This is a genomic window from Streptomyces sp. NPDC003379 (genome assembly GCF_053589195.1).
In genome coordinates this window covers 115,545-132,583 of record NZ_JBSFRK010000019.1, presented here as the reverse complement: position 1 = coordinate 132,583, position 17,039 = coordinate 115,545, and the positions used below count along the sequence as shown (strand labels likewise).

The 17,039-nt window shown below is 71.7% G+C and carries 21 protein-coding genes and 1 riboswitch; of the genes, 11 read left to right on the top strand and 10 right to left on the bottom strand.

Annotated elements, in window-relative coordinates; translation table 11 throughout:
* The first annotated feature begins 50 nt into the window (after window positions 1-50).
* Complete coding sequence (locus tag ACWDVB_RS20755) at window positions 51-701, top strand: TetR family transcriptional regulator (RefSeq protein ID WP_451514715.1); 651 nt, start codon at window positions 51-53, stop codon at window positions 699-701.
* A 12-nt stretch (window positions 702-713) separates the two neighbouring features.
* Here ACWDVB_RS20755 and def read toward each other — a convergent pair whose 3' ends face one another.
* The gene (def, locus tag ACWDVB_RS20750) at window positions 714-1,253 is read right to left on the bottom strand and encodes a peptide deformylase (protein ID WP_451514716.1); all 540 of its coding nucleotides are present in this window, start codon (window positions 1,251-1,253) and stop codon (window positions 714-716) included.
* 141 nt (window positions 1,254-1,394) lie between these two features.
* On the opposite strand from def, the gene ACWDVB_RS20745 reads away from it, so the two are divergent.
* From ACWDVB_RS20745 to ACWDVB_RS20725, 5 genes are all read left to right on the top strand, one after another.
* On the top strand, window positions 1,395-2,633 hold the full coding sequence (locus ACWDVB_RS20745) for a MurT ligase domain-containing protein (RefSeq protein ID WP_451514717.1): 1,239 nt from the start codon (window positions 1,395-1,397) through the stop codon (window positions 2,631-2,633).
* 40 nt (window positions 2,634-2,673) lie between these two features.
* Window positions 2,674-3,402, top strand: a complete 729-nt coding sequence (locus ACWDVB_RS20740) for a type 1 glutamine amidotransferase (RefSeq protein WP_451514718.1) — start codon at window positions 2,674-2,676, stop codon at window positions 3,400-3,402.
* A 144-nt stretch (window positions 3,403-3,546) separates the two neighbouring features.
* On the top strand, window positions 3,547-4,572 hold the full coding sequence (locus ACWDVB_RS20735) for a 6-phosphofructokinase (RefSeq protein ID WP_451514719.1): 1,026 nt from the start codon (window positions 3,547-3,549) through the stop codon (window positions 4,570-4,572).
* A gap of 108 nt (window positions 4,573-4,680) precedes the next feature.
* Window positions 4,681-5,631: a cytochrome c oxidase assembly protein gene (locus ACWDVB_RS20730; RefSeq protein ID WP_451514720.1), complete on the top strand. Its 951-nt coding sequence runs from the start codon at window positions 4,681-4,683 to the stop codon at window positions 5,629-5,631.
* Between the two features lie 87 nt (window positions 5,632-5,718).
* Window positions 5,719-5,877 carry a hypothetical protein gene (locus ACWDVB_RS20725; protein WP_219689097.1) on the top strand — a complete coding sequence of 53 codons (159 nt, stop codon included), beginning with the start codon at window positions 5,719-5,721 and terminating at the stop codon, window positions 5,875-5,877.
* Between the two features lie 47 nt (window positions 5,878-5,924).
* Here ACWDVB_RS20725 and ACWDVB_RS20720 read toward each other — a convergent pair whose 3' ends face one another.
* A complete protein-coding gene (locus ACWDVB_RS20720; RefSeq protein WP_451514721.1) occupies window positions 5,925-6,317 on the bottom strand; it encodes an SSI family serine proteinase inhibitor in 393 nt (130 codons plus the stop codon).
* 222 nt (window positions 6,318-6,539) lie between these two features.
* On the opposite strand from ACWDVB_RS20720, the gene ACWDVB_RS20715 reads away from it, so the two are divergent.
* A complete protein-coding gene (locus tag ACWDVB_RS20715) occupies window positions 6,540-7,274 on the top strand; it encodes a lysophospholipid acyltransferase family protein (RefSeq protein ID WP_451514722.1) in 735 nt (244 codons plus the stop codon).
* Between the two features lie 276 nt (window positions 7,275-7,550).
* Here ACWDVB_RS20715 and ACWDVB_RS20710 read toward each other — a convergent pair whose 3' ends face one another.
* The 7 genes from ACWDVB_RS20710 to ACWDVB_RS20680 form a co-directional block, all read right to left on the bottom strand.
* Window positions 7,551-8,348, bottom strand: a complete 798-nt coding sequence (locus ACWDVB_RS20710; protein WP_451514836.1) for an urease accessory protein UreD — start codon at window positions 8,346-8,348, stop codon at window positions 7,551-7,553.
* Window positions 8,345-9,028, bottom strand: coding sequence for an urease accessory protein UreG (gene ureG / locus ACWDVB_RS20705; RefSeq protein WP_451514723.1), 684 nt, complete (start codon window positions 9,026-9,028; stop codon window positions 8,345-8,347). Before ureG ends, ACWDVB_RS20710 begins: the two co-directional genes overlap by 4 nt.
* A 118-nt stretch (window positions 9,029-9,146) precedes the next feature.
* Entirely contained in the window at window positions 9,147-9,821 is a 675-nt protein-coding gene (locus ACWDVB_RS20700; protein WP_451514724.1) for an urease accessory protein UreF, read from the bottom strand.
* A 36-nt stretch (window positions 9,822-9,857) separates the two neighbouring features.
* Window positions 9,858-11,579 carry an urease subunit alpha gene (locus tag ACWDVB_RS20695; RefSeq protein ID WP_451514725.1) on the bottom strand — a complete coding sequence of 574 codons (1,722 nt, stop codon included), beginning with the start codon at window positions 11,577-11,579 and terminating at the stop codon, window positions 9,858-9,860.
* Window positions 11,572-11,916, bottom strand: coding sequence for an urease subunit beta (locus ACWDVB_RS20690; RefSeq protein WP_451514726.1), 345 nt, complete (start codon window positions 11,914-11,916; stop codon window positions 11,572-11,574). The genes ACWDVB_RS20695 and ACWDVB_RS20690 overlap by 8 nt, the downstream gene beginning before the upstream one ends.
* A 17-nt stretch (window positions 11,917-11,933) precedes the next feature.
* A complete protein-coding gene (locus ACWDVB_RS20685) occupies window positions 11,934-12,236 on the bottom strand; it encodes an urease subunit gamma (RefSeq protein ID WP_451514727.1) in 303 nt (100 codons plus the stop codon).
* Between the two features lie 198 nt (window positions 12,237-12,434).
* Complete coding sequence (locus ACWDVB_RS20680) at window positions 12,435-13,055, bottom strand: TetR/AcrR family transcriptional regulator (RefSeq protein WP_451514728.1); 621 nt, start codon at window positions 13,053-13,055, stop codon at window positions 12,435-12,437.
* Between the two features lie 121 nt (window positions 13,056-13,176).
* On the opposite strand from ACWDVB_RS20680, the gene ACWDVB_RS20675 reads away from it, so the two are divergent.
* The gene (locus tag ACWDVB_RS20675) at window positions 13,177-14,211 is read left to right on the top strand and encodes an ABC transporter permease (RefSeq protein ID WP_451514729.1); all 1,035 of its coding nucleotides are present in this window, start codon (window positions 13,177-13,179) and stop codon (window positions 14,209-14,211) included.
* Between the two features lie 297 nt (window positions 14,212-14,508).
* Here the strand turns inward: ACWDVB_RS20675 and ACWDVB_RS20670 are convergent, their stop codons facing one another.
* Window positions 14,509-14,793, bottom strand: coding sequence for a type II toxin-antitoxin system Phd/YefM family antitoxin (locus ACWDVB_RS20670; protein ID WP_451514730.1), 285 nt, complete (start codon window positions 14,791-14,793; stop codon window positions 14,509-14,511).
* Between the two features lie 234 nt (window positions 14,794-15,027).
* Between ACWDVB_RS20670 and ACWDVB_RS20665 the strand changes: the two genes are divergently transcribed.
* From ACWDVB_RS20665 to ACWDVB_RS20655, 3 genes are all read left to right on the top strand, one after another.
* A complete protein-coding gene (locus ACWDVB_RS20665) occupies window positions 15,028-15,663 on the top strand; it encodes an ATP-dependent Clp protease proteolytic subunit (RefSeq protein WP_451514731.1) in 636 nt (211 codons plus the stop codon).
* Window positions 15,664-15,670: 7 nt separating this feature from the next.
* Window positions 15,671-15,979, top strand: a complete 309-nt coding sequence (locus ACWDVB_RS20660) for a hypothetical protein (protein ID WP_451514732.1) — start codon at window positions 15,671-15,673, stop codon at window positions 15,977-15,979.
* 355 nt (window positions 15,980-16,334) lie between these two features.
* A riboswitch (cyclic di-AMP (ydaO/yuaA leader) is annotated at window positions 16,335-16,502 on the top strand.
* 3 nt (window positions 16,503-16,505) lie between these two features.
* Complete coding sequence (locus tag ACWDVB_RS20655) at window positions 16,506-16,979, top strand: C40 family peptidase (RefSeq protein ID WP_451514733.1); 474 nt, start codon at window positions 16,506-16,508, stop codon at window positions 16,977-16,979.
* Window positions 16,980-17,039: the final 60 nt, after the last annotated feature.

Below are 17,039 nucleotides of genomic sequence, written 5' to 3'. Positions count from 1 at the left end.
GTTACGTTGCGCGTGCGTCACGCAATCGCACGGGCGGGGAGAGAACGCTTATGGAGACCACGCAACGCACCGAACAGCAGAGATCCGCGGACCATCGACGACGGCGGCGCGAGCTGCTCGAGGCCGCGGACCGGGTGGTGCTCCGCGACGGCCCCGGCGCCTCCATGAACGCCATCGCCGCCGAGGCCGGCATCACCAAGCCGATCCTCTACCGCCACTTCGGCGACAAGGGCGGACTCTACGCCGCGCTCGCCAAGCGGCACACGGACGCGCTCCTCGAAGCCCTGCGCGCCGCCCTGGACGCCCCGGCCGAGCGCAGGGAGCGGGTCGAGGCGACGCTCGACACCTACCTCACCGCGATCGAGTCACGTCCGCAGGTCTACCGGTTCCTGATGCACCCCTCCGAGGCACCGTCCCCCGGAGAGCAGGGCTTCGACGTCGGTCTGCACTCCGCCCCCCTGCTGCGCCGCCTCGGCGAGGAGCTGGCGGAGGTCATCGAGGAGCGCGTCGACCTCGGACCGGACAGCGCCCAGCTCGCCCGCGTGTGGGGCCACGGCATCGTCGGCATGATGCACGCGGCCGGCGACTGGTGGCTCGGCGAACGGCCCTGCTCCCGCGAGCAGTTGGTCCGCAGCCTGGCGGATCTGCTCTGGGGGCGCCTGGCCGCCGCGGGCAACCGCGTCGGCGGTCCGGGCTTCTGACCTCGGGTGCCCTCAAGCTGTCCAGGAGGCCCTGGCGGCGGCCCGCAGCACCCTGCGGCGCCGCCAGCCGGTGACCCGGTCGGTGTAGACGCCGCCCTCCAGGTGGTCGCACTCGTGCTGCAGGCAGCGCGCGAACCAGCCCGTTCCGTGCACCCGTACCGGCTTCCCGCGCAGGTCGACCCCTTCGACCACGGCATGGTCGAAGCGTGGCGTGCCCGCTTCGAGGCCCGGCAGCGACAGACAGCCCTCGGGCCCGCGCACGGTCACGCCGTCCGCCTCCACGAGCCGGGGGTTGACCACGTGTCCGAGGTGGCGGACGTCCTCGTCGTCAGGGCAGTCGTAGACGAACACCCGCTGGGCGACACCGATCTGATTCGCGGCCAGGCCCACGCCCTGCGCCGCGTACATCGTCGCGAACATGTCCTCGACGAGCCGCGCCAGTTCGGGACCGAAGTCGGTCACCTCCTCACAGGCCGTGTGCAGCACGGGGTCACCGAGCAGGGTCAGAGGTCGTACGCGCCCCGAGGCGCCCGGGATCGAGCCGTGTCGCATGGCGGCAAGAGTACGGTCCATGCGGTGGAGCGGCACCGAGGTGGTGCCGTGGTTCGGGCTTGTCAGCGGATCTCGATAGGCTGAGCAGAGAAACGATGCCGGGGGCAGGCGCGGCGCCGTACGCAAGGAGGATCTCGACAGATGTCAGGCAACACGGACCCGCTGTCGCCGCGGGCCAAGCTGGCCGTGACGGCGGGCAAGGCGGCCGCGGCGGTGTCGCGGGCGGCTGGCCGCGGCAGCGGATCGGTGATCGGCGGCAAGGTCGCGCTCAGGCTCGACCCGGAGCTGCTCGGGCGGCTCGCCACACACCTGGACGTGGTCCTCGTGTCGGCCACCAACGGCAAGACGACGACCACGCGTCTGATCGCGGAGGCCCTGCGGGCCAGCGGCCCGGTGGTCTCCAACGCACTCGGTGCGAACATGCCCGCCGGAATCACCTCGGCGCTCGCCGGCGGCTCCGACGCCAAGTACGGCGTGATCGAGGTCGACGAGAAGTACCTCTCGGGCGTCGCCCGTGACGTGGACCCCAAGGCGATCGCGCTGCTCAACCTCTCGCGCGACCAGCTGGACCGCGCCGCCGAGACCCGCATGCTCGCCGAGAAGTGGCGCGAGGGCCTGGCGGGTACGAAGGCCGTCGTCATCGCCAACGCGGACGACCCGCTGGTCGTCTGGGCCGCCTCCTCCTCTCCGAACGTGGTGTGGGTGGCGGCCGGCCAGGAGTGGAAGGACGACGCCTGGTCGTGCCCGTCCTGCGGTGGCGTCATGCAGCGCCCCGGGGACGACTGGTTCTGCGGCGAGTGCGGCTTCCGCCGCCCCGCGCCCAGCTGGGTGCTCTCCGGCGACCACGTCCTGGACCCGCACGGCTCGGCCTGGCCGATCCACCTCCAGCTGCCGGGCCGGGCGAACAAGGCCAACGCCACCTCGTCGGCGGCCGTCGCCGCCGTCTTCGGAGTGCCGCCGCAGGTCGCCCTGGAGCGCATGTACCAGGTGCAGGCGGTCGCCGGGCGCTATGACGTCGTGCAGTTCCAGGGCCGCGACCTGCGGTTGCTCCTCGCGAAGAACCCCGCGGGCTGGCTCGAGACGTTTTCGCTGATCGACCCGCCGCCGACCCCGGTGATCCTCTCCGTCAACGCCCGCGGCGCGGACGGCACGGACACCTCCTGGCTCTGGGACGTCGACTACACCCGGCTCGCCGGTCACCCGATCTTCGTGCTCGGCGACCGCAAGCTGGACCTGGCCGTGCGCCTGGAGGTCGCGGGCCTGGACTTCCGCGTCTGCGAGAGCGTCGACGAGGCGGCGCAGCTGGCCCCGCCGGGACGCATCGAGACGATCGCGAACTACACCGCGTTCCAGGACCTGCGCCGCCGCGTCGGCAACTGACCCCACCGGCCCTTCCAGACCTTCGTAGGGACACATGAGCATGAGCGACAACAGCCTGCGGCTGGTGTGGGTCTACCCCGACCTGCTCAGCACGTATGGAGACCAGGGCAACGCCCTGGTCGTGGAGCGCCGCGCCCGCCAGCGCGGCCTCCAGGTCGAGCGTTACGACGTGCGCAGCGATCAGCCGATCCCGACCTCCGGCGACATCTATCTGATCGGCGGCGGCGAGGACCGCCCGCAGCGCCTCGCGGCCGAGCGGCTGCGCCGCGACGGCGGCCTGCAGCGTGCCGTGGGCAACGGCGCGATCGTCTTCTCGGTCTGCGCCGGCTACCAGATCCTCGGCAACGAGTTCATCAACGACCTCGGTCAGCGCGAGCCGGGCCTCGGCCTGCTCGACGTGGTCTCCACGCGCGGCGAGGGCGAGCGGTGCGTCGGTGACGTCCTCGCCGACCTGGACCCGCAGCTGGGTCTGCCCCCGCTGACCGGCTTCGAGAACCACCAGGGCGTCACCCACGTCGGCCCGTCCGCGCGGCCGCTCGCCCGCGTCCAGCTCGGCCGGGGCAACGGCACGGGCGACGGCACCGAGGGCGCGTACAACGGCACGGTCTTCGGCACGTACATGCACGGCCCCGTCCTCGCCCGCAACCCGCTGATCGCGGACCTGCTGCTCAAGCTGGCCCTCGATGTGAACGCGCTGCCGCCGACGGACGACCGCTGGTACGAGGCGCTGCGCAACGAGCGCATCAACGCCGCGCAGCAGCCCGCCTGACGCCCCGCCCGCACATGTGAGCGGGGGCGTCCAGCCCTCGGACGCCGGATGCGGCCCCGCCCCCCGGCGCCTATAGGGTGGCGGGGATCCAGCCGGACGACGTGGTCCGGCCATTCGGCCCACGTTGCAAAGGTATTCCGGGCTATGCGCATTGGTGTCCTGACCTCCGGCGGCGACTGCCCCGGCCTGAACGCCGTCATCCGCTCCGTCGTGCACCGCGCGGTGGCGGACCACGGCGACGAGGTCATCGGCTTCCACGACGGCTGGAAAGGCCTCCTGGAATGCGACTACCGCAAGCTCGACCTCGACGCGGTGGGCGGCATCCTCGCCCGCGGCGGCACGATCCTCGGCTCCTCGCGCGTGCAGCCCGCCCATCTGCGGGACGGCGTGGAGCGCGCCAAGGGCCACGTCGCGGACCTCGGCCTCGACGCGATCATCCCGATCGGCGGCGAGGGCACGCTGAAGGCGGCCCGGCTGCTCTCGGACGCGGGCCTGCCGATCGTGGGCGTGCCCAAGACGATCGACAACGACATCGCCGTCACCGACGTCACCTTCGGCTTCGACACCGCGGTGGGCGTCGCGACGGAGGCGCTCGACCGGCTGAAGACCACCGCCGAGTCGCACCAGCGCGTGCTCATCGTGGAGGTCATGGGCCGGCACACCGGCTGGATCGCCCTGCACTCCGGGATGGCGGCGGGCGCGCACGCCATCGTCGTCCCCGAGCGCCCCTTCGACATCGAGGAGCTGGCCGCGAAGGTCGGTGAGCGCTTCTCGGCGGGCAAGAAGTTCGCGATCGTCGTGGCCGCCGAGGGCGCCAAGCCGCGCGCGGGCTCCATGGAGTTCGACGAGGGCGGCAAGGACGTCTACGGCCACGAGCGGTTCGCCGGCATCGCCCGGCAGCTCTCCCTCGAACTGGAGCAGCGCCTCGGCAAGGAGGCGCGCCCTGTCATCCTCGGCCACGTCCAGCGCGGCGGCACCCCGACCGCGTACGACCGCGTCCTCGCGACCCGCTTCGGCTGGCACGCCGTGGAGGCCGTGCACCGCGGCGAGTTCGGCAGGATGACGGCGCTGCGCGGCACGGACATCACGATGGTGCCGCTCGCCGATGCCGTCGAGACGCTGAAGACCGTGCCGGACGAGCGGTACGCCGAGGCGGAGTGCGTGCTCTGACGCCGGAGCCGATTGAACTATCCGCCCCCGGTCGCGTCAGCGGCCGGGGGCGGTTCTACTCTGGTGCCGACACACGTCGCACAATCCGCACGAATCAGGAGCCACTGGATGGATCACAGCGGGCACGGCATGAACATGGATCTGCCGCCGTTCACGCTGGGGCGAGGCCTGGAACTCTCGGCCGACCCCTTCTTCCTCATCGGCTGCCTGGTGGCCCTCGCCCTGTACGGGTGGGGCGTGGCGCGGCTCGTGCGGCGCGGTGACAAGTGGCCGGTGGGCCGCACGATCTCCTTCGTGCTGGGCATCCTGACCGTCCTGCTCGTGATGTGCACCAAGCTCAACGACTACGGCATGGTCATGTTCAGCGTGCACATGGTGCAGCACATGGTGATCAGCATGCTGTCGCCGATCCTGCTGCTCCTCGGCGCGCCGATCACGTTGGCGCTGCGGGGGCTGCCGGTCGCGGCGCGCGGCCACAAGGGGCCCCGTGAGTGGCTGCTGTGGCTGCTGCACAGCCGGTACATGCGGATCGTCACGCACCCCGCGTTCACGATCCCGCTGTTCATCGCGAGTCTGTACGCGCTCTACTTCACGCCGATCTTCGACACCCTGATGGGCTCCAAGGCGGGCCACATCGGGATGATGGTGCACTTCCTCGCCGTCGGCCTGGTCTTCTTCTGGCCGATCATGGGCGTCGACCCCGGGCCGCACCGCCCCGGCTATGTGATGCGGATGCTGGAGCTGTTCGCGGGCATGCCGTTCCACGCGTTCTTCGGCATCGCGCTGATGATGGGGACCGAGCCGATGATCGGCACGTACATGCATCCGCCGGCCTCGCTGGGCATCGACGCGCTGGCCGACCAGGAGGCGGCGGGCGGCATCGCCTGGGCGTTCAGCGAGATCCCCTCCGTGGTGGTCCTGGTGGCGCTGCTCTTCCAGTGGCGGCGCTCCGAGGACCGCGAGTCCCGGCGCAAGGACCGCGCCGCGGACCGTGACGGTGACAAGGAGCTGGCGGCGTACAACGCCTATCTGGCCTCACTGGCCGCACGCGGACGCTAGCGCCGAAGGGCCTCGCGGGGTGACGATGGTCTTCGGACCGCGGTCTCGACGCGCAGGCGCCGGAGGCTGCCGGGAGGAGGCTGAGCGATGCCCGGTTCCACGAAGACCATGGGTGGGTTCACCATCGGAGGCCTGGTCATGGTGACGGCCTACTCGGTGGGGCTCGGGAGCAACGGCTGGCTGTGGTTCGGCTGGGTCGTGCTCGGACTGATCACGCTCGGGATGGTGCTGTCGCGCGCCACGTGAACGCCGCGGCGCGCGACAGGCCAGGTCTGCCCGGGCGGGCTCCGGTCTCAGAAGCGGAAGACGTGGCCGGTGTCCGAGTCCAGCGTGCAGGCGTTGGGGTACGTCTTGTGCCAGCTGATCGACCGGTTCTGGTGGGACCCGGTCGCGGTCACGGTGACCGGGTCGTACTCCTTGGTGCACACGTGCGGGTCGTCGGCGAGATGGTCGAAGTTGCCCTTGGCGCCGGCGATGGCCGCGCAGGCCTTGGCGGCGTGCGGGTGGTGCCCCGAGGGCGCGGGCTCGCAGCGCAGCAGCACACCGCGCATCCAGGAGTTCTCGGCGCCCGAGACGGTGAGGAAGAGCCCGGGGTGCCGTGGGGTGTGGGCGTCGTCCGCCGCGTGGGCGGGGACGGTGGCGCCGAGGGCGATCAGGGCGGCGGCAGCGACGGTGAACGGGCGCATGCGAAACCTCCGTAAGGGGTGACGGTGACGTTCTGTGGCGTCGGTCCGTGGCGTCGGGGACGCTCGGAGGAAGCCAGCGGACCCCCCGTCCGTGCCGCGCGTCGAGCCGCCTCACCGGTGGGTCGCCCGCACGGCGGCGCGTAAGGGCCCGAACGGGCTCTCGCGTCCGCGTCGCCGATTGGCTACTGTGCGTCCGCACCTGGATCAGGGAAGGCGGCCGCCATGTTCTATCTACTGCTCAAGTACGTGATCCTCGGCCCACTGCTCCGGCTGATGTTCCGCCCCAGGATCGAGGGTCTGGAACATGTGCCCGAGTCGGGGGCCGCGATCGTCGCGGGCAACCATCTGTCGTTCTCCGATCACTTCCTGATGCCCGCGATCATCAAGCGCCGCATCACCTTCCTCGCGAAGGCCGAGTACTTCACGGGGCCCGGCCTCAAGGGCCGGCTGACGGCCGCGTTCTTCCGCAGCGCGGGGCAGATCCCCGTCGACCGCTCCGGCAAGGAGGCGGGCCGGGCCGCGATCCGCGAGGGCCTCGGCGTGCTCAACAAGGGCGAGCTGCTCGGCATCTACCCGGAGGGCACGCGCTCGCACGACGGGCGGCTGTACAAGGGCAAGGTCGGTGTCGCGGCGATGGCGCTCAAGGCGGAGGTGCCGGTGGTCCCCTGCGCGATGATCGGCACCTTCGAGGCGCAGCCGCCGGGCCAGAAGGTGCCGAACTTCCGGCGCGTGACGATCCGCTTCGGCGAGCCCCTCGATTTCTCCCGCTACTTCGGCATGGACAACGAGAAGGCGGTCCTGCGGGCCGTCACCGACGAGATCATGTACGCGATCCTCGGGCTCTCCGGGCAGGAGTACGTCGACAAGTACGCGGCGGTCGTGAAGGCGGAGGAGGCCGAGCGCGCCGCGGCGGGCGCCAGGGAGCCCCGGAAGTTCCCGCGGATGCCGCTGAGCTGAGGAACCCGGGGCCACACGCGGCGTTCGTTCCTGCAGGCGGTGAGCGCTCTGCGCGGGAACACCTTGGAGCAGGCGGCCAAGTGCCGACGGGTTCGAGCTGCGGGCCGCACGAGAACGGCAGGGCGGAGCGGCTTTCGGGGAGCGTGGTGGATCCGGCCCTGTTGGCGCACGAGGAGATCTTCTTCGACGCGGCGCGGCTCGACCGCCCGCCGGCGCTGCGGACGGCGGACTACCGGGAGATCGCCCGGCCTCGCACCGAGGCGATTTCCCAGTGGTTCAGCCCAGGTCGCGCAGAGCCTCGTCCAGAATGCGGCGCACCCGCAGGGCGTCCGGGGCGACGGCGGTGATCAGGACGCCGGGCCCGGCCAGAGGAGTGAGCGCGGCCCACTCCCCCAGCGGCGCGGCCCGCGGCTTGCCCTGCTCGAACTCCGGTCGTACGACGACGAGTTGGCCCACGGCGCGATGTCCCGCGAGGACGGCGGGACCGTCCCAGCCGCCGGGCGCGCCGGGCCCGCACGACAGCTCCTGGTCGAGCAGCGCCGTGCCCGCGCGGCGCACGGTGAGGCGGCTGGTCAGGCGGCCGGAGGCTTCGCCGGTGCGGCCGAGCACCTGTTCCTCGCGCAGCACCAGGCGGGCCCCGGCGGCCAGCTCCGCCCGCGTCGTGACGCGCAGATCGCTCTCGCACACCGAGATCAACTGCTCGGGCAGCCAGTGCAGCTCGGCGCCCTCCGCCACGGTGAGGCGCACGTCGTAGCGCGCCGTCTCCTTGGTCTGGCCCGGCAGCGCGAGAGTGGCCGCGGCGGAGCCGATGCGCAGCCGCGCTCCTTCGCGAGCGGTGGCTTCGATGGTGAGGTGGTCGCCGCCCAGGGGCCCGCTCATCGCGCCGACCAGGGTGACGTGCGCCGCCGGGCCGGTCGAACGGGTGCGCCGCAGCGCGAGCGGCCCCTCACCGTCGAGTACGGGCAGGGCGGTGCCGCCGCGGCCGTCGGCGCGCGCCACGACGCGGGCGGTGGCGCGCAGGCCCGCGCCACGGCCCGGCTCCGTGCGGCCGCGTGGGGCGAGGCCGAGCGTCACGCCGACGCGGTCCACGCCGCGTACTGCTCGCGCACCCAGGCCGCGACCGGCCCGACGCCCTCGTCGGAGCGCAACGACTGGAAGACGACCGGGAGTTCCGCGCGCTGCGCCTTGGCGTCGGCGGCCATCCGGGCGAGGTCGGAGCCGACGTGCGGGGCGAGGTCGGTCTTGTTGACGACGAGCAGGTCGGCCGTGGTGACGCCGGGCCCGCCCTTGCGCGGGATGTCGTCGCCGCCCGCGACGTCGATGACGAAGATCTGCGCGTCGACGAGCCCCTTGGAGAAGGTGGCGGTGAGGTTGTCGCCGCCGGACTCGACGAGGATCAGGTCGAGCGGCCCGACCTCGTCCTCCAGGTCCTCCACGGCCTCCAGGTTGGCGGAGATGTCGTCGCGGATCGCGGTGTGCGGGCAGGCGCCGGTCTCCACGGCGGTGATCCGCTCGGGCGGCAGGACGGCCTCGCGGAGCAGGAACTCGGCGTCCTCGCGGGTGTAGATGTCGTTGGTGACGACGGCGAGGGAGAGCTCCGCGCGCAGGGCGTGGCACAGGGCGGCGACGGTCGCGGTCTTGCCGGAACCGACGGGCCCGCCGAGCCCGATGCGCAGGGCGCGACGGCGCCCGTCGGGCCGGACGGCGTCGGCGCTGACGGCGGCGGGCCCGTTGTGGGAGTGGTCGAGGTGCATGGTTACGGCTCCAATATGGGGGGTTTCAGCCCGTCCGGCGTTTGAGGACGAGGCCGTTCAGGCCGATAGGGGGTCTGGGGGCAGAGCCCCCAGATCGGGTACGGAAGGCAGAGCGCCGCTAGGAGGCGAACAACCGCACGGGCCAGGCCGCATGCGCCTCCGCGCCGATCTCCAGAAGCGGGGCGGACGCCGCGGGCAGCTCGTCGACGCCTTCGTCGGCGGCGCGTCTCGCCGCCTCGACCGCGTCCAGCGCGACCCGGTCCAGATCGGGGGCGAGCCGTGCAAGGACGGCCGTGGCGTCGAAGGGGTCGAGGCTCAGCAGCCGCACCGTGGCGGTCGCCGGGCCGCTGACACCTTCGTACGCGGAGCAGTACGCGGCGTCCTCGGGTCCGAGCCCGGCGGCGCGGGCGGCGAGTCCGAGGACGATCGGCTGATGGGCGCCCTTGGGGAACCGCCGGGCCAGCGCGTCGAGTTCGGGGTGCGGCCAGGTGGCGCGGGCGGCCCGCATCATCTGCCGCCCGAGCCGCCGCGCCGCGGCCCGCAGGGCGGGTGAGGGCGTGCGGGCGTCGGCCGCCTCGTCCAGGGCGACCGGGTCGACGCCGAGGGCGGCGGCCGCCGCGAGGGCGGCCGTCACCAGGCCGCTGGTGTGGAGCCGCCCCCGGCAGAAGGCCTCCAGGCTCGCGGCTCCGGTGACGCGGCCCGCCTTGACGGCCGCTTCGGCCCCGCCGGAGTGGGCGTGCCCGCCGGCGGGGAAGCGGCCGTCGGCCAGGACGAGGAGTGCTGCGCGTGACATGTGATGGTCGCCAGTGGTCGTCGGGGATCGGGGCCGTCAGAAGAGGAAGTACCGCTGGGCGAGCGGCAGTTCGGCGGCCGGTGACGGCTCGACCAGTTCGCCGTCGATGGTGACGGCGAAGCTGTCGGGGGCGACCTCGACCCGGGGCAGCGCGTCGTTCTCCCGCATGTCCGCCTTGGAGCGGCCGCGGGTGGAGTGGATGGGCAGGAACTGCTTGTCCAGGCCGAGGCGTTCCGGAAGCCCGTCGTCCAATGCTGACCGGGTCACGAAGTTGACCGAGTTAAGGGCCGGGGCCTTGCCGTGCGCTCCGTACATGCGGCGCGGCAGGACCGGCTGCGGGGTGGGGATGGAGGCGTTGGCGTCGCCCATCTGCGCGTACGCGATCTGTCCGCCCTTGAGGACGACCTGCGGCTTGACGCCGAAGAACGCCGGGTCCCACAGCACCAGGTCGGCGAGCTTGCCGGCCTCGACCGAGCCGAGCTCGTGGTCGATGCCCTGCGCGACGGCCGGGTTGATCGTGTACTTGGCGACATAGCGACGCGCGCGTCGGTTGTCGGCGCGGGTGTCCCCCGGCAGGAAGCCGCGGCGCCGCTTCATCACGTGCGCGGTCTGCCACGTACGCATGATCACCTCGCCGACGCGCCCCATCGCCTGGGAGTCCGAGGACATGATCGAGATGGCGCCGAGGTCGTGGAGGATGTCCTCCGCCCCGATGGTGGTGGGCCGGATGCGGGACTCGGCGAAGGCCAGGTCCTCAGGGACGGCCGGGTTGAGGTGGTGGCAGACCATCAGCATGTCGAGGTGTTCCTCGACGGTGTTGACGGTGTGCGGCCGGGTCGGGTTGGTGGAGCTCGGCAGCATGTTCGGCAGCGACACCGCGGTGATCATGTCGGGGGCGTGTCCGCCGCCCGCGCCCTCGACGTGGAAGGCGTGCAGGGTGCGGCCCGCGACCGCGTCGAAGGTGGCCTGGACGAAGCCGGCCTCGTTCAATGTGTCGGTGTGGACGGCGAGTTGGGCGCCGGTCTCCTCGCAGACGTTCAGGCAGGCGTCGATGACGGCGGGCGTCGCGCCCCAGTCCTCGTGGATCTTGAAGCTGACGGCGCCGGCGCGGAGCTGGGCGTGCATCGACTCGGCGGAGACGGTGTTGCCCTTGCCGAGGAAGCCGATGTTGACGGGGCTCGACTCCATGGCCGCGAACATCCGTGCCAGATGCCAGGCGCCCGGGGTGATCGTGGTCGCCTTGCTGCCCTCGGCGGGGCCCGTGCCGCCGCCGAAGAGCGTGGTGACGCCGGAGGCGAGCGCCTCGTCGACGATGGTCGGCGAGATGAAGTGGATGTGGGTGTCGATGCCGCCCGCGGTGAGGATCTTGCCGTTGCCCGCGAGGACTTCGGTCTCCGGGCCGATGACGAGGTCGGGGTGGACACCGTCCATGGTGTCGGGGTTGCCGGACTTTCCGATGCCGGTGACGCGGCCGTCGCGGATGCCGATGTCGGCCTTGACGATCCCCCAGTGGTCGATGATCACCGCGCCGGTGATGACGGTGTCGGGGGCGCCCTCGGCGCGGGTGGTGCGGGACTGGCCCATCGACTCGCGGATGACCTTGCCGCCGCCGAACACCGACTCGTCGCCGGAGCGTCCGGGTCCGCCCGCGCGGTCCTCCTCGATCTCGATCAGCAGATCGGTGTCGGCGAGCCGGATCCGGTCGCCGGTGGTGGGGCCGAACAGATCGGTGTACGCGGCACGGGACAGCTCAGGCATCGAGGGCACCTCCGGTCTCACCGCGCAGGCCGGGCACGATGCGCTTGCCGGCCAGCGGGACGAGTTCGACGTCGACGGGTATCCCGGGCTCGAAGCGCACGGCGGTTCCAGCGGCGATGTTGAGCCGCTTCCCGTGTGCGGCGCCGCGGTCGAAGTCCAGACCCGGGTTGGCCTCGGCGAAGTGGTAGTGGGAGCCGACCTGGACGGGGCGGTCGGCGGCGTTGAGGACGGTGAGGCGGGTGACCTCGCGGCCCTCGTTGAAGGGGACGGGGTCGTCCGCGAAGAGGATCTCTCCGGGAACGAGGCCCTGACTTGTGCCGTACGTCGCGGCATGCATGAGGCGCGTGACTCCCGTCAGACGATCGGGTCGTGGACGGTGACGAGCTTCGTGCCGTCCGGGAAGGTGGCCTCGACCTGGACGTCGTGGATCATCTCGGGGATGCCCTCCATGACGTCGTCCCGGGTCAGGACCTTGCGCCCCGACGACATCAGCTCGGCGACCGTGCGGCCGTCCCGGGCGCCTTCGAGGATGTGGGAGGTGATGAGGGCGATCGACTCGGGGTGGTTGAGCAGCAGCCCCCGCGCCCTTCGCTTCTCGGCCACATCCGCGGCCACATGGATGAGCAGTCTCTCCTGCTCGTGCGGGGTCAGTTGCACGCGTCCCACCTCACAGTCCCTGGTCCGAACCGTGCGGGTCCGGCTGCCGCGGCCACCGCGACGGGTATAGATGTAACACACAGCGAATGCGCGCGATCTTGCGCACCCTGGTTACGAAAACCCCTGGTGGCGTGGGATGGGAGGGTAGTTGGGGGGAGTTTCAACGAGGTTAACCAGTCGTTGACCGGCCCATGACCATCAGCTGGGCTGCCCCATACTCGTCAGGGCCCGCAGACCGTCCTGCAGCGCCTCGACGCGCACGTCGTCGAAGAGCGCGTACTGCGCGGCGAACCCCTGCACCACGGCGATCATGGTCCGCGCGACATGGTCGGCCGGCACGTCCGCGCGCATCATCCCCGCCTCCTGATAGGCCTCGACGACGCTCACCCAGCCCGCCCGCACCTCGGCGTAGACGCCGGCCATGACGGCCGACAGCCGCTCGTCGCGGAGGGTCTCCGTCCAGACCTGGACCATCAGCCGCGGGAAGTACGAGGTGTCGCCGTCCCGCATGCCGGGCCTCAGGTCGAGGACCTCGGCGATGACCTGGCCAAGGAGGACGTCCGGCGGGGGCGGCGGGCTCTGCCTGGCGGCGGCGTCGAAGATGCCTCTGATGTCCGCGAGCACCTCGGAGACGATCGCGGCGATCAGCTCTTCCTTGCCGGTGAAGTAGCGGTAGACGGCCCCCGCCGAGAGGCCCACCTCTTTCAGTACGTCCTGCATCGACGTGGCGTGAAAGCCGTTGCGCGCGAAGCAGAGCGCGGCGCCGTCGAGGATCTGCCGACGGCGGGCGTCGAGGTGTTCCTGGGATACGCGGGCCATGGTCTCAACGTAGAACGAACATTCCTTCTTGACAAGCGAACCGCCCGGCAGGACAGTGACCTCGTTCGATAAAACGAACGATCCTTCTCTTTAATTCGACGTAACAACGCGGGAGGAACCCATGTCCACGCCACCCGTCACCGCGCCCACACCCACACCCGCACCCGCACCCGCACCCGCACCTCGTATCGCCTTGGTCGCCGTCCTGGTTCCCGCGCTCGTGGCTCTCGCACTCTGGGCCTTCGCCTGGCCCGCCGCCCGTACCGCGCCGCGCGACCTGCCGCTCGGCGTCGCGGGACCGGCCGCCGCGGCGGGGCCGATCACCCAGCAACTCTCATGGCACGAGGGCGCGTTCGAGATCCATCGCTACGCCGATGAGGCCGCCGCCCGGTCCGCCATCGAGGAGCGTTCCGCATACGGCGCGATCGTCGCCACGCGACAAGGACCCAAGCTGCTGACCGCGACGGCCGCGAGCCCTGTCGTCGCGCAGCTCCTGGAGAAGGCGGTGCGGGATCAGGCCCCGAAGGGCTCGGCGGTGCCGACCGTCGATGTGGTCCCCGCCCCCACGGCCGACCCTCGGGGCTCGGCCCTTGGATCGAGTGTGCTGCCACTGGCGATCGCCGGGGTCGCCGCGGGCGCGCTCGTCACGCTGCGCGGACTACGCGGCATCCACGCGGTGACCGCGCTGGCCGTCGCCGCCGTACTCGTCGGCGCCGTCGCGGCCGCCCTCGCGCACAGCTGGCTGGGCATCATCACGGGCAACTGGTGGGCGGAAGCGGGGGTGTTGGGGCTCTCCACGCTCGCGGTGAGCGCCACCGTCGCCGGACTCGGCGCGCTGGTCGGCCCGGCCGGCATCGGGGTCGGCGCCCTGCTGATGGTGCTGCTCGGCAACCCCTTCTCCGGCGTGACCTCGGCGCCGCGGATGCTGCCGGAACCGGTCGGATTCCTCGGGCAGTTGCTGCCGCCGGGCGCCGGGGGTTCCCTGCTGCGCTCGGTGTCCTTCTTCGACGGCGCGCAGGCCGCGGCGCCCGCGCTGACCCTCGGTGCGTGGGCCCTACTCGGCCTCACGACCGTCCTGCTGCTCACGCTCCGCGGACGACGCGCGCCCGCCACGGGAAAGCCCTCGGTCCGGCGTGAGGCCGCGCCGGTGGGCTGAGCCGGCGCGGGGTCGCCTGGGGCCAGGCGGCGCCGCCTGCCCCGGGCTACGTGGCGTTTGGGCCTGCCCGGGGGCTACGTGGTGGCGCTGGACCCGCCCCGGGGCTAGGTGACACCGGGCCCGCCCGGAGCTACGTGGCGTTGGGCCCGCCCGGAGCTACGTGGCGTTGGGCCTGCCCGGGGGCTACGTGGTGACGTTCGGCCCCGCTCCGGGTTGCGTGGCCTTCAGCCCCGCCCCGGGGCTAGGTGGCCCCGGACCCCGCCCCCGGGGGCTAGGTGGCACTGGAACCGCTCCGGGCTACGTAACGTTAGGCCCCCGGTGCTCGGCCGCGATGCCGAAGCGGCGGTGCTCCTGAGCCGTGCCGGCGGGCGGGGCGGAGCCGATTGAGGTGACCGTACTGACCGTCCGCTCCTCGGGTGCCTCGGCGAGTTCTTCGAGGCGCTCCAGGTCGGCGGCGGAGACCAGCGCCACGAGCGGCTTGCCGTGTCGCGTGACGACGACCCGCTCGCCGCCGTAGACGACGCGGTTGATCAGCTCGGCGAGCTCTGCCCGGGCTTGCGTCACCGGAATCTCGTAGGCCATGTCCTCCAGCTTAGACGCCGCCGTTCCTGGGCTGCGGGCGTGAGCGATCTCGGAGCGGGCTTGGAGGGGGCTTGGAGGGGGCTTGGAGTGGGCTTGAAGTGATTTCTATGGGCCGCGCCGCTGCCGCCGCGTAGGCCCTGAGCAGATTTCCCGCCTCAAGGTTACGTACGTCCTGTACATTCTTGATGGACAGCCGGACCGCTCCGCCAAACCGCCCAAGGAGAGAGCCGCGCCATGAACCGTCCGTCCGCCCGTTACGTTCTGCCCGAGTTCACCGAGCGCACCAGCTCGGGGACGCGGACCCTCGATCCGTACTCGCGACTTCTCGAAGAGCGCATCGTCTTCCTCGGCACCCCCATCGACGACACCTCGGCGAACGACGTGATGGCGCAGTTCACGTACCTGGAGTACCTGGCGCCGGACCGTGACATCTCGCTGTACATCAACTGCCCCGGCGGCTCGTTCAGCGCGATGACCGCCATCTACGACACGATGCGGTTCGTCAGCTGCGATGTGGAGACGACGTGCCTGGGGCAGGCCGTCTCGGCCGCCGCCGTTCTGCTGGCGGCGGGCACGCCCGGCAAGCGGCAGGCGCTGCCCGGGGCACGGGTGCTGGTCCGTCAGCCCTCGGCCTCCGAGCCGTTCCAGGGCCAGGCCGGCGATGTGGCGATCCAGGCCGACGAGATGCTGCGCACCCGGCGGCTCCTCGAAGAACTCCTCGCACGGCACACGGGACAGAGCTCGGAGCGCGTCTCCGCGGACATCGAGCGGGACAAGATCCTCGACGCCGCGGCCGCGCTGGAGTACGGGCTCGTGGACCGGATCGTCCCGAGCCGCAAGACCTCGCTCGCCGAGCGCGAAGCGCGGTGAGCCGCCGATGCTGCCGCCCGACCTGCCGCCGCTGCCCGCACTGACCCGAGCCGAGGCCGAGCTGATCGACCGTTACCTCGAAGTCGTCGATCTGCTCGGCCGGATCAACCCCGCCCGCGCCGAACACACGTACGGCGGGCTGCGCGCCGCCCAGGCGCTCGTCGGCCGGGCGACGGCCCTGCGGGACGCGCTGACGCTCATGCACCAGCGGGGCGAGAGCGAGGTGCACGCCGCCACGCTCGCCCAGGCGCTGCGCGTACTCGACGGCGAGCGGCGGGCCCGACGGGTCGGCGTACCGCCCCCGCCGGGCCACTGAATGTGGCGTTCCGCTCCTCGCGCCGTCCGGGACCGCCTCGCAGTGGACCAGATGGGCTACCCCAGTTGGGGTATATGCGCGTCCATTCGCGCGCGGCCGCAAGTTGCACAGAGCGCGCACAGAGCGGGCGGAATGACACATTCCAATGCTGGTGGAGCCGTCGTCGGACCCAGGGGCCGCGAGCCCATTTCGGCAGTGTCCACCCGAACGGGTCAGTCGTGAGGAGCCTCACAAAAGACGGTTTCGGCTCGGTTTTCGAACCCTTTTCGGGTCAAGATCCCTTCCGACGACAAGCCCCCGCCACAGCGGCGGGGCGATCCGGGCGGACGCCGAGTCCTGCCGCCACCCGGATGACCGGTCGACATCGGTGCATCGGCAGGAGTGGAGGACCCGAGCAAGACGGGCCCGTCCGGGAAGTCCGGACGACGCCCTTGGGGTGAAGCCGCAGAGCACGACGCGGCCGGGCATCTTCGCCTGCCCGAACCCGACAGGTCATCTTTCACAGGCGGCTGACGAAGGGTTACGCATGACCGCGCTGAATCACGTTCCGTCGCTCCTCAGCAGAACGGGGGCCGCATCGGCTCTCACGCTCGCCGTCGTAGGCGGCACCCTCGTGGCCCCCGGGCTCACGTCGGAGGCCGAGGCAGCGACCCACGGAACGAAGGCGCTCAAGATCGCGGCGTCCAAGAAGGGCTCGCCGTACAGCTATGGAGCGGTGGGACCCAACCGGTTCGACTGCTCGGGCCTGACGCTGTACTCGTTCAAGCGCACGGGCAAGAAGCTGCCCCGCACCGCCGCCGCGCAGTACAACAAGACGCGGCACATCACCAAGTCCCAGCGGACCCGCGGCGACCTCGTGTTCTTCCACTCGGGCCGCAACGTCTACCACGTCGGTATTTACGCGGGTAAGGGCCGTATCTGGCACGCGCCCAAGAGGGGGACCGTAGTGCGCCTGGAGAAGATCTGGACCAACAGCGTCTGGTACGGCCGGGTCCGCTGACCCGCCCGCGGTGTCCGGCCGGACGCGGACCGAGCACCCCCGGGGTGCTTGGTCCGCGCC

What these genes read in the sequence shown, in the direction of transcription:
- ACWDVB_RS20755 (WP_451514715.1), top strand. Translation starts at nt 51, where the DNA reads ATGGAGACCACGCAACGCACCGAACAGCAGAGATCCGCGGACCATCGA.
- def (WP_451514716.1), bottom strand. Translation starts at nt 1,253, where the DNA reads ATGCGACACGGCTCGATCCCGGGCGCCTCGGGGCGCGTACGACCTCTG.
- ACWDVB_RS20745 (WP_451514717.1), top strand. Translation starts at nt 1,395, where the DNA reads ATGTCAGGCAACACGGACCCGCTGTCGCCGCGGGCCAAGCTGGCCGTG.
- ACWDVB_RS20740 (WP_451514718.1), top strand. Translation starts at nt 2,674, where the DNA reads ATGAGCGACAACAGCCTGCGGCTGGTGTGGGTCTACCCCGACCTGCTC.
- ACWDVB_RS20735 (WP_451514719.1), top strand. Translation starts at nt 3,547, where the DNA reads ATGCGCATTGGTGTCCTGACCTCCGGCGGCGACTGCCCCGGCCTGAAC.
- ACWDVB_RS20730 (WP_451514720.1), top strand. Translation starts at nt 4,681, where the DNA reads ATGGATCACAGCGGGCACGGCATGAACATGGATCTGCCGCCGTTCACG.
- ACWDVB_RS20725 (WP_219689097.1), top strand. Translation starts at nt 5,719, where the DNA reads ATGCCCGGTTCCACGAAGACCATGGGTGGGTTCACCATCGGAGGCCTG.
- ACWDVB_RS20720 (WP_451514721.1), bottom strand. Translation starts at nt 6,317, where the DNA reads ATGCGCCCGTTCACCGTCGCTGCCGCCGCCCTGATCGCCCTCGGCGCC.
- ACWDVB_RS20715 (WP_451514722.1), top strand. Translation starts at nt 6,540, where the DNA reads ATGTTCTATCTACTGCTCAAGTACGTGATCCTCGGCCCACTGCTCCGG.
- ureG (WP_451514723.1), bottom strand. Translation starts at nt 9,028, where the DNA reads ATGCACCTCGACCACTCCCACAACGGGCCCGCCGCCGTCAGCGCCGAC.
- ACWDVB_RS20700 (WP_451514724.1), bottom strand. Translation starts at nt 9,821, where the DNA reads ATGTCACGCGCAGCACTCCTCGTCCTGGCCGACGGCCGCTTCCCCGCC.
- ACWDVB_RS20695 (WP_451514725.1), bottom strand. Translation starts at nt 11,579, where the DNA reads ATGCCTGAGCTGTCCCGTGCCGCGTACACCGATCTGTTCGGCCCCACC.
- ACWDVB_RS20690 (WP_451514726.1), bottom strand. Translation starts at nt 11,916, where the DNA reads ATGCATGCCGCGACGTACGGCACAAGTCAGGGCCTCGTTCCCGGAGAG.
- ACWDVB_RS20680 (WP_451514728.1), bottom strand. Translation starts at nt 13,055, where the DNA reads ATGGCCCGCGTATCCCAGGAACACCTCGACGCCCGCCGTCGGCAGATC.
- ACWDVB_RS20675 (WP_451514729.1), top strand. Translation starts at nt 13,177, where the DNA reads ATGTCCACGCCACCCGTCACCGCGCCCACACCCACACCCGCACCCGCA.
- ACWDVB_RS20670 (WP_451514730.1), bottom strand. Translation starts at nt 14,793, where the DNA reads ATGGCCTACGAGATTCCGGTGACGCAAGCCCGGGCAGAGCTCGCCGAG.
- ACWDVB_RS20665 (WP_451514731.1), top strand. Translation starts at nt 15,028, where the DNA reads ATGAACCGTCCGTCCGCCCGTTACGTTCTGCCCGAGTTCACCGAGCGC.
- ACWDVB_RS20660 (WP_451514732.1), top strand. Translation starts at nt 15,671, where the DNA reads ATGCTGCCGCCCGACCTGCCGCCGCTGCCCGCACTGACCCGAGCCGAG.
- ACWDVB_RS20655 (WP_451514733.1), top strand. Translation starts at nt 16,506, where the DNA reads ATGACCGCGCTGAATCACGTTCCGTCGCTCCTCAGCAGAACGGGGGCC.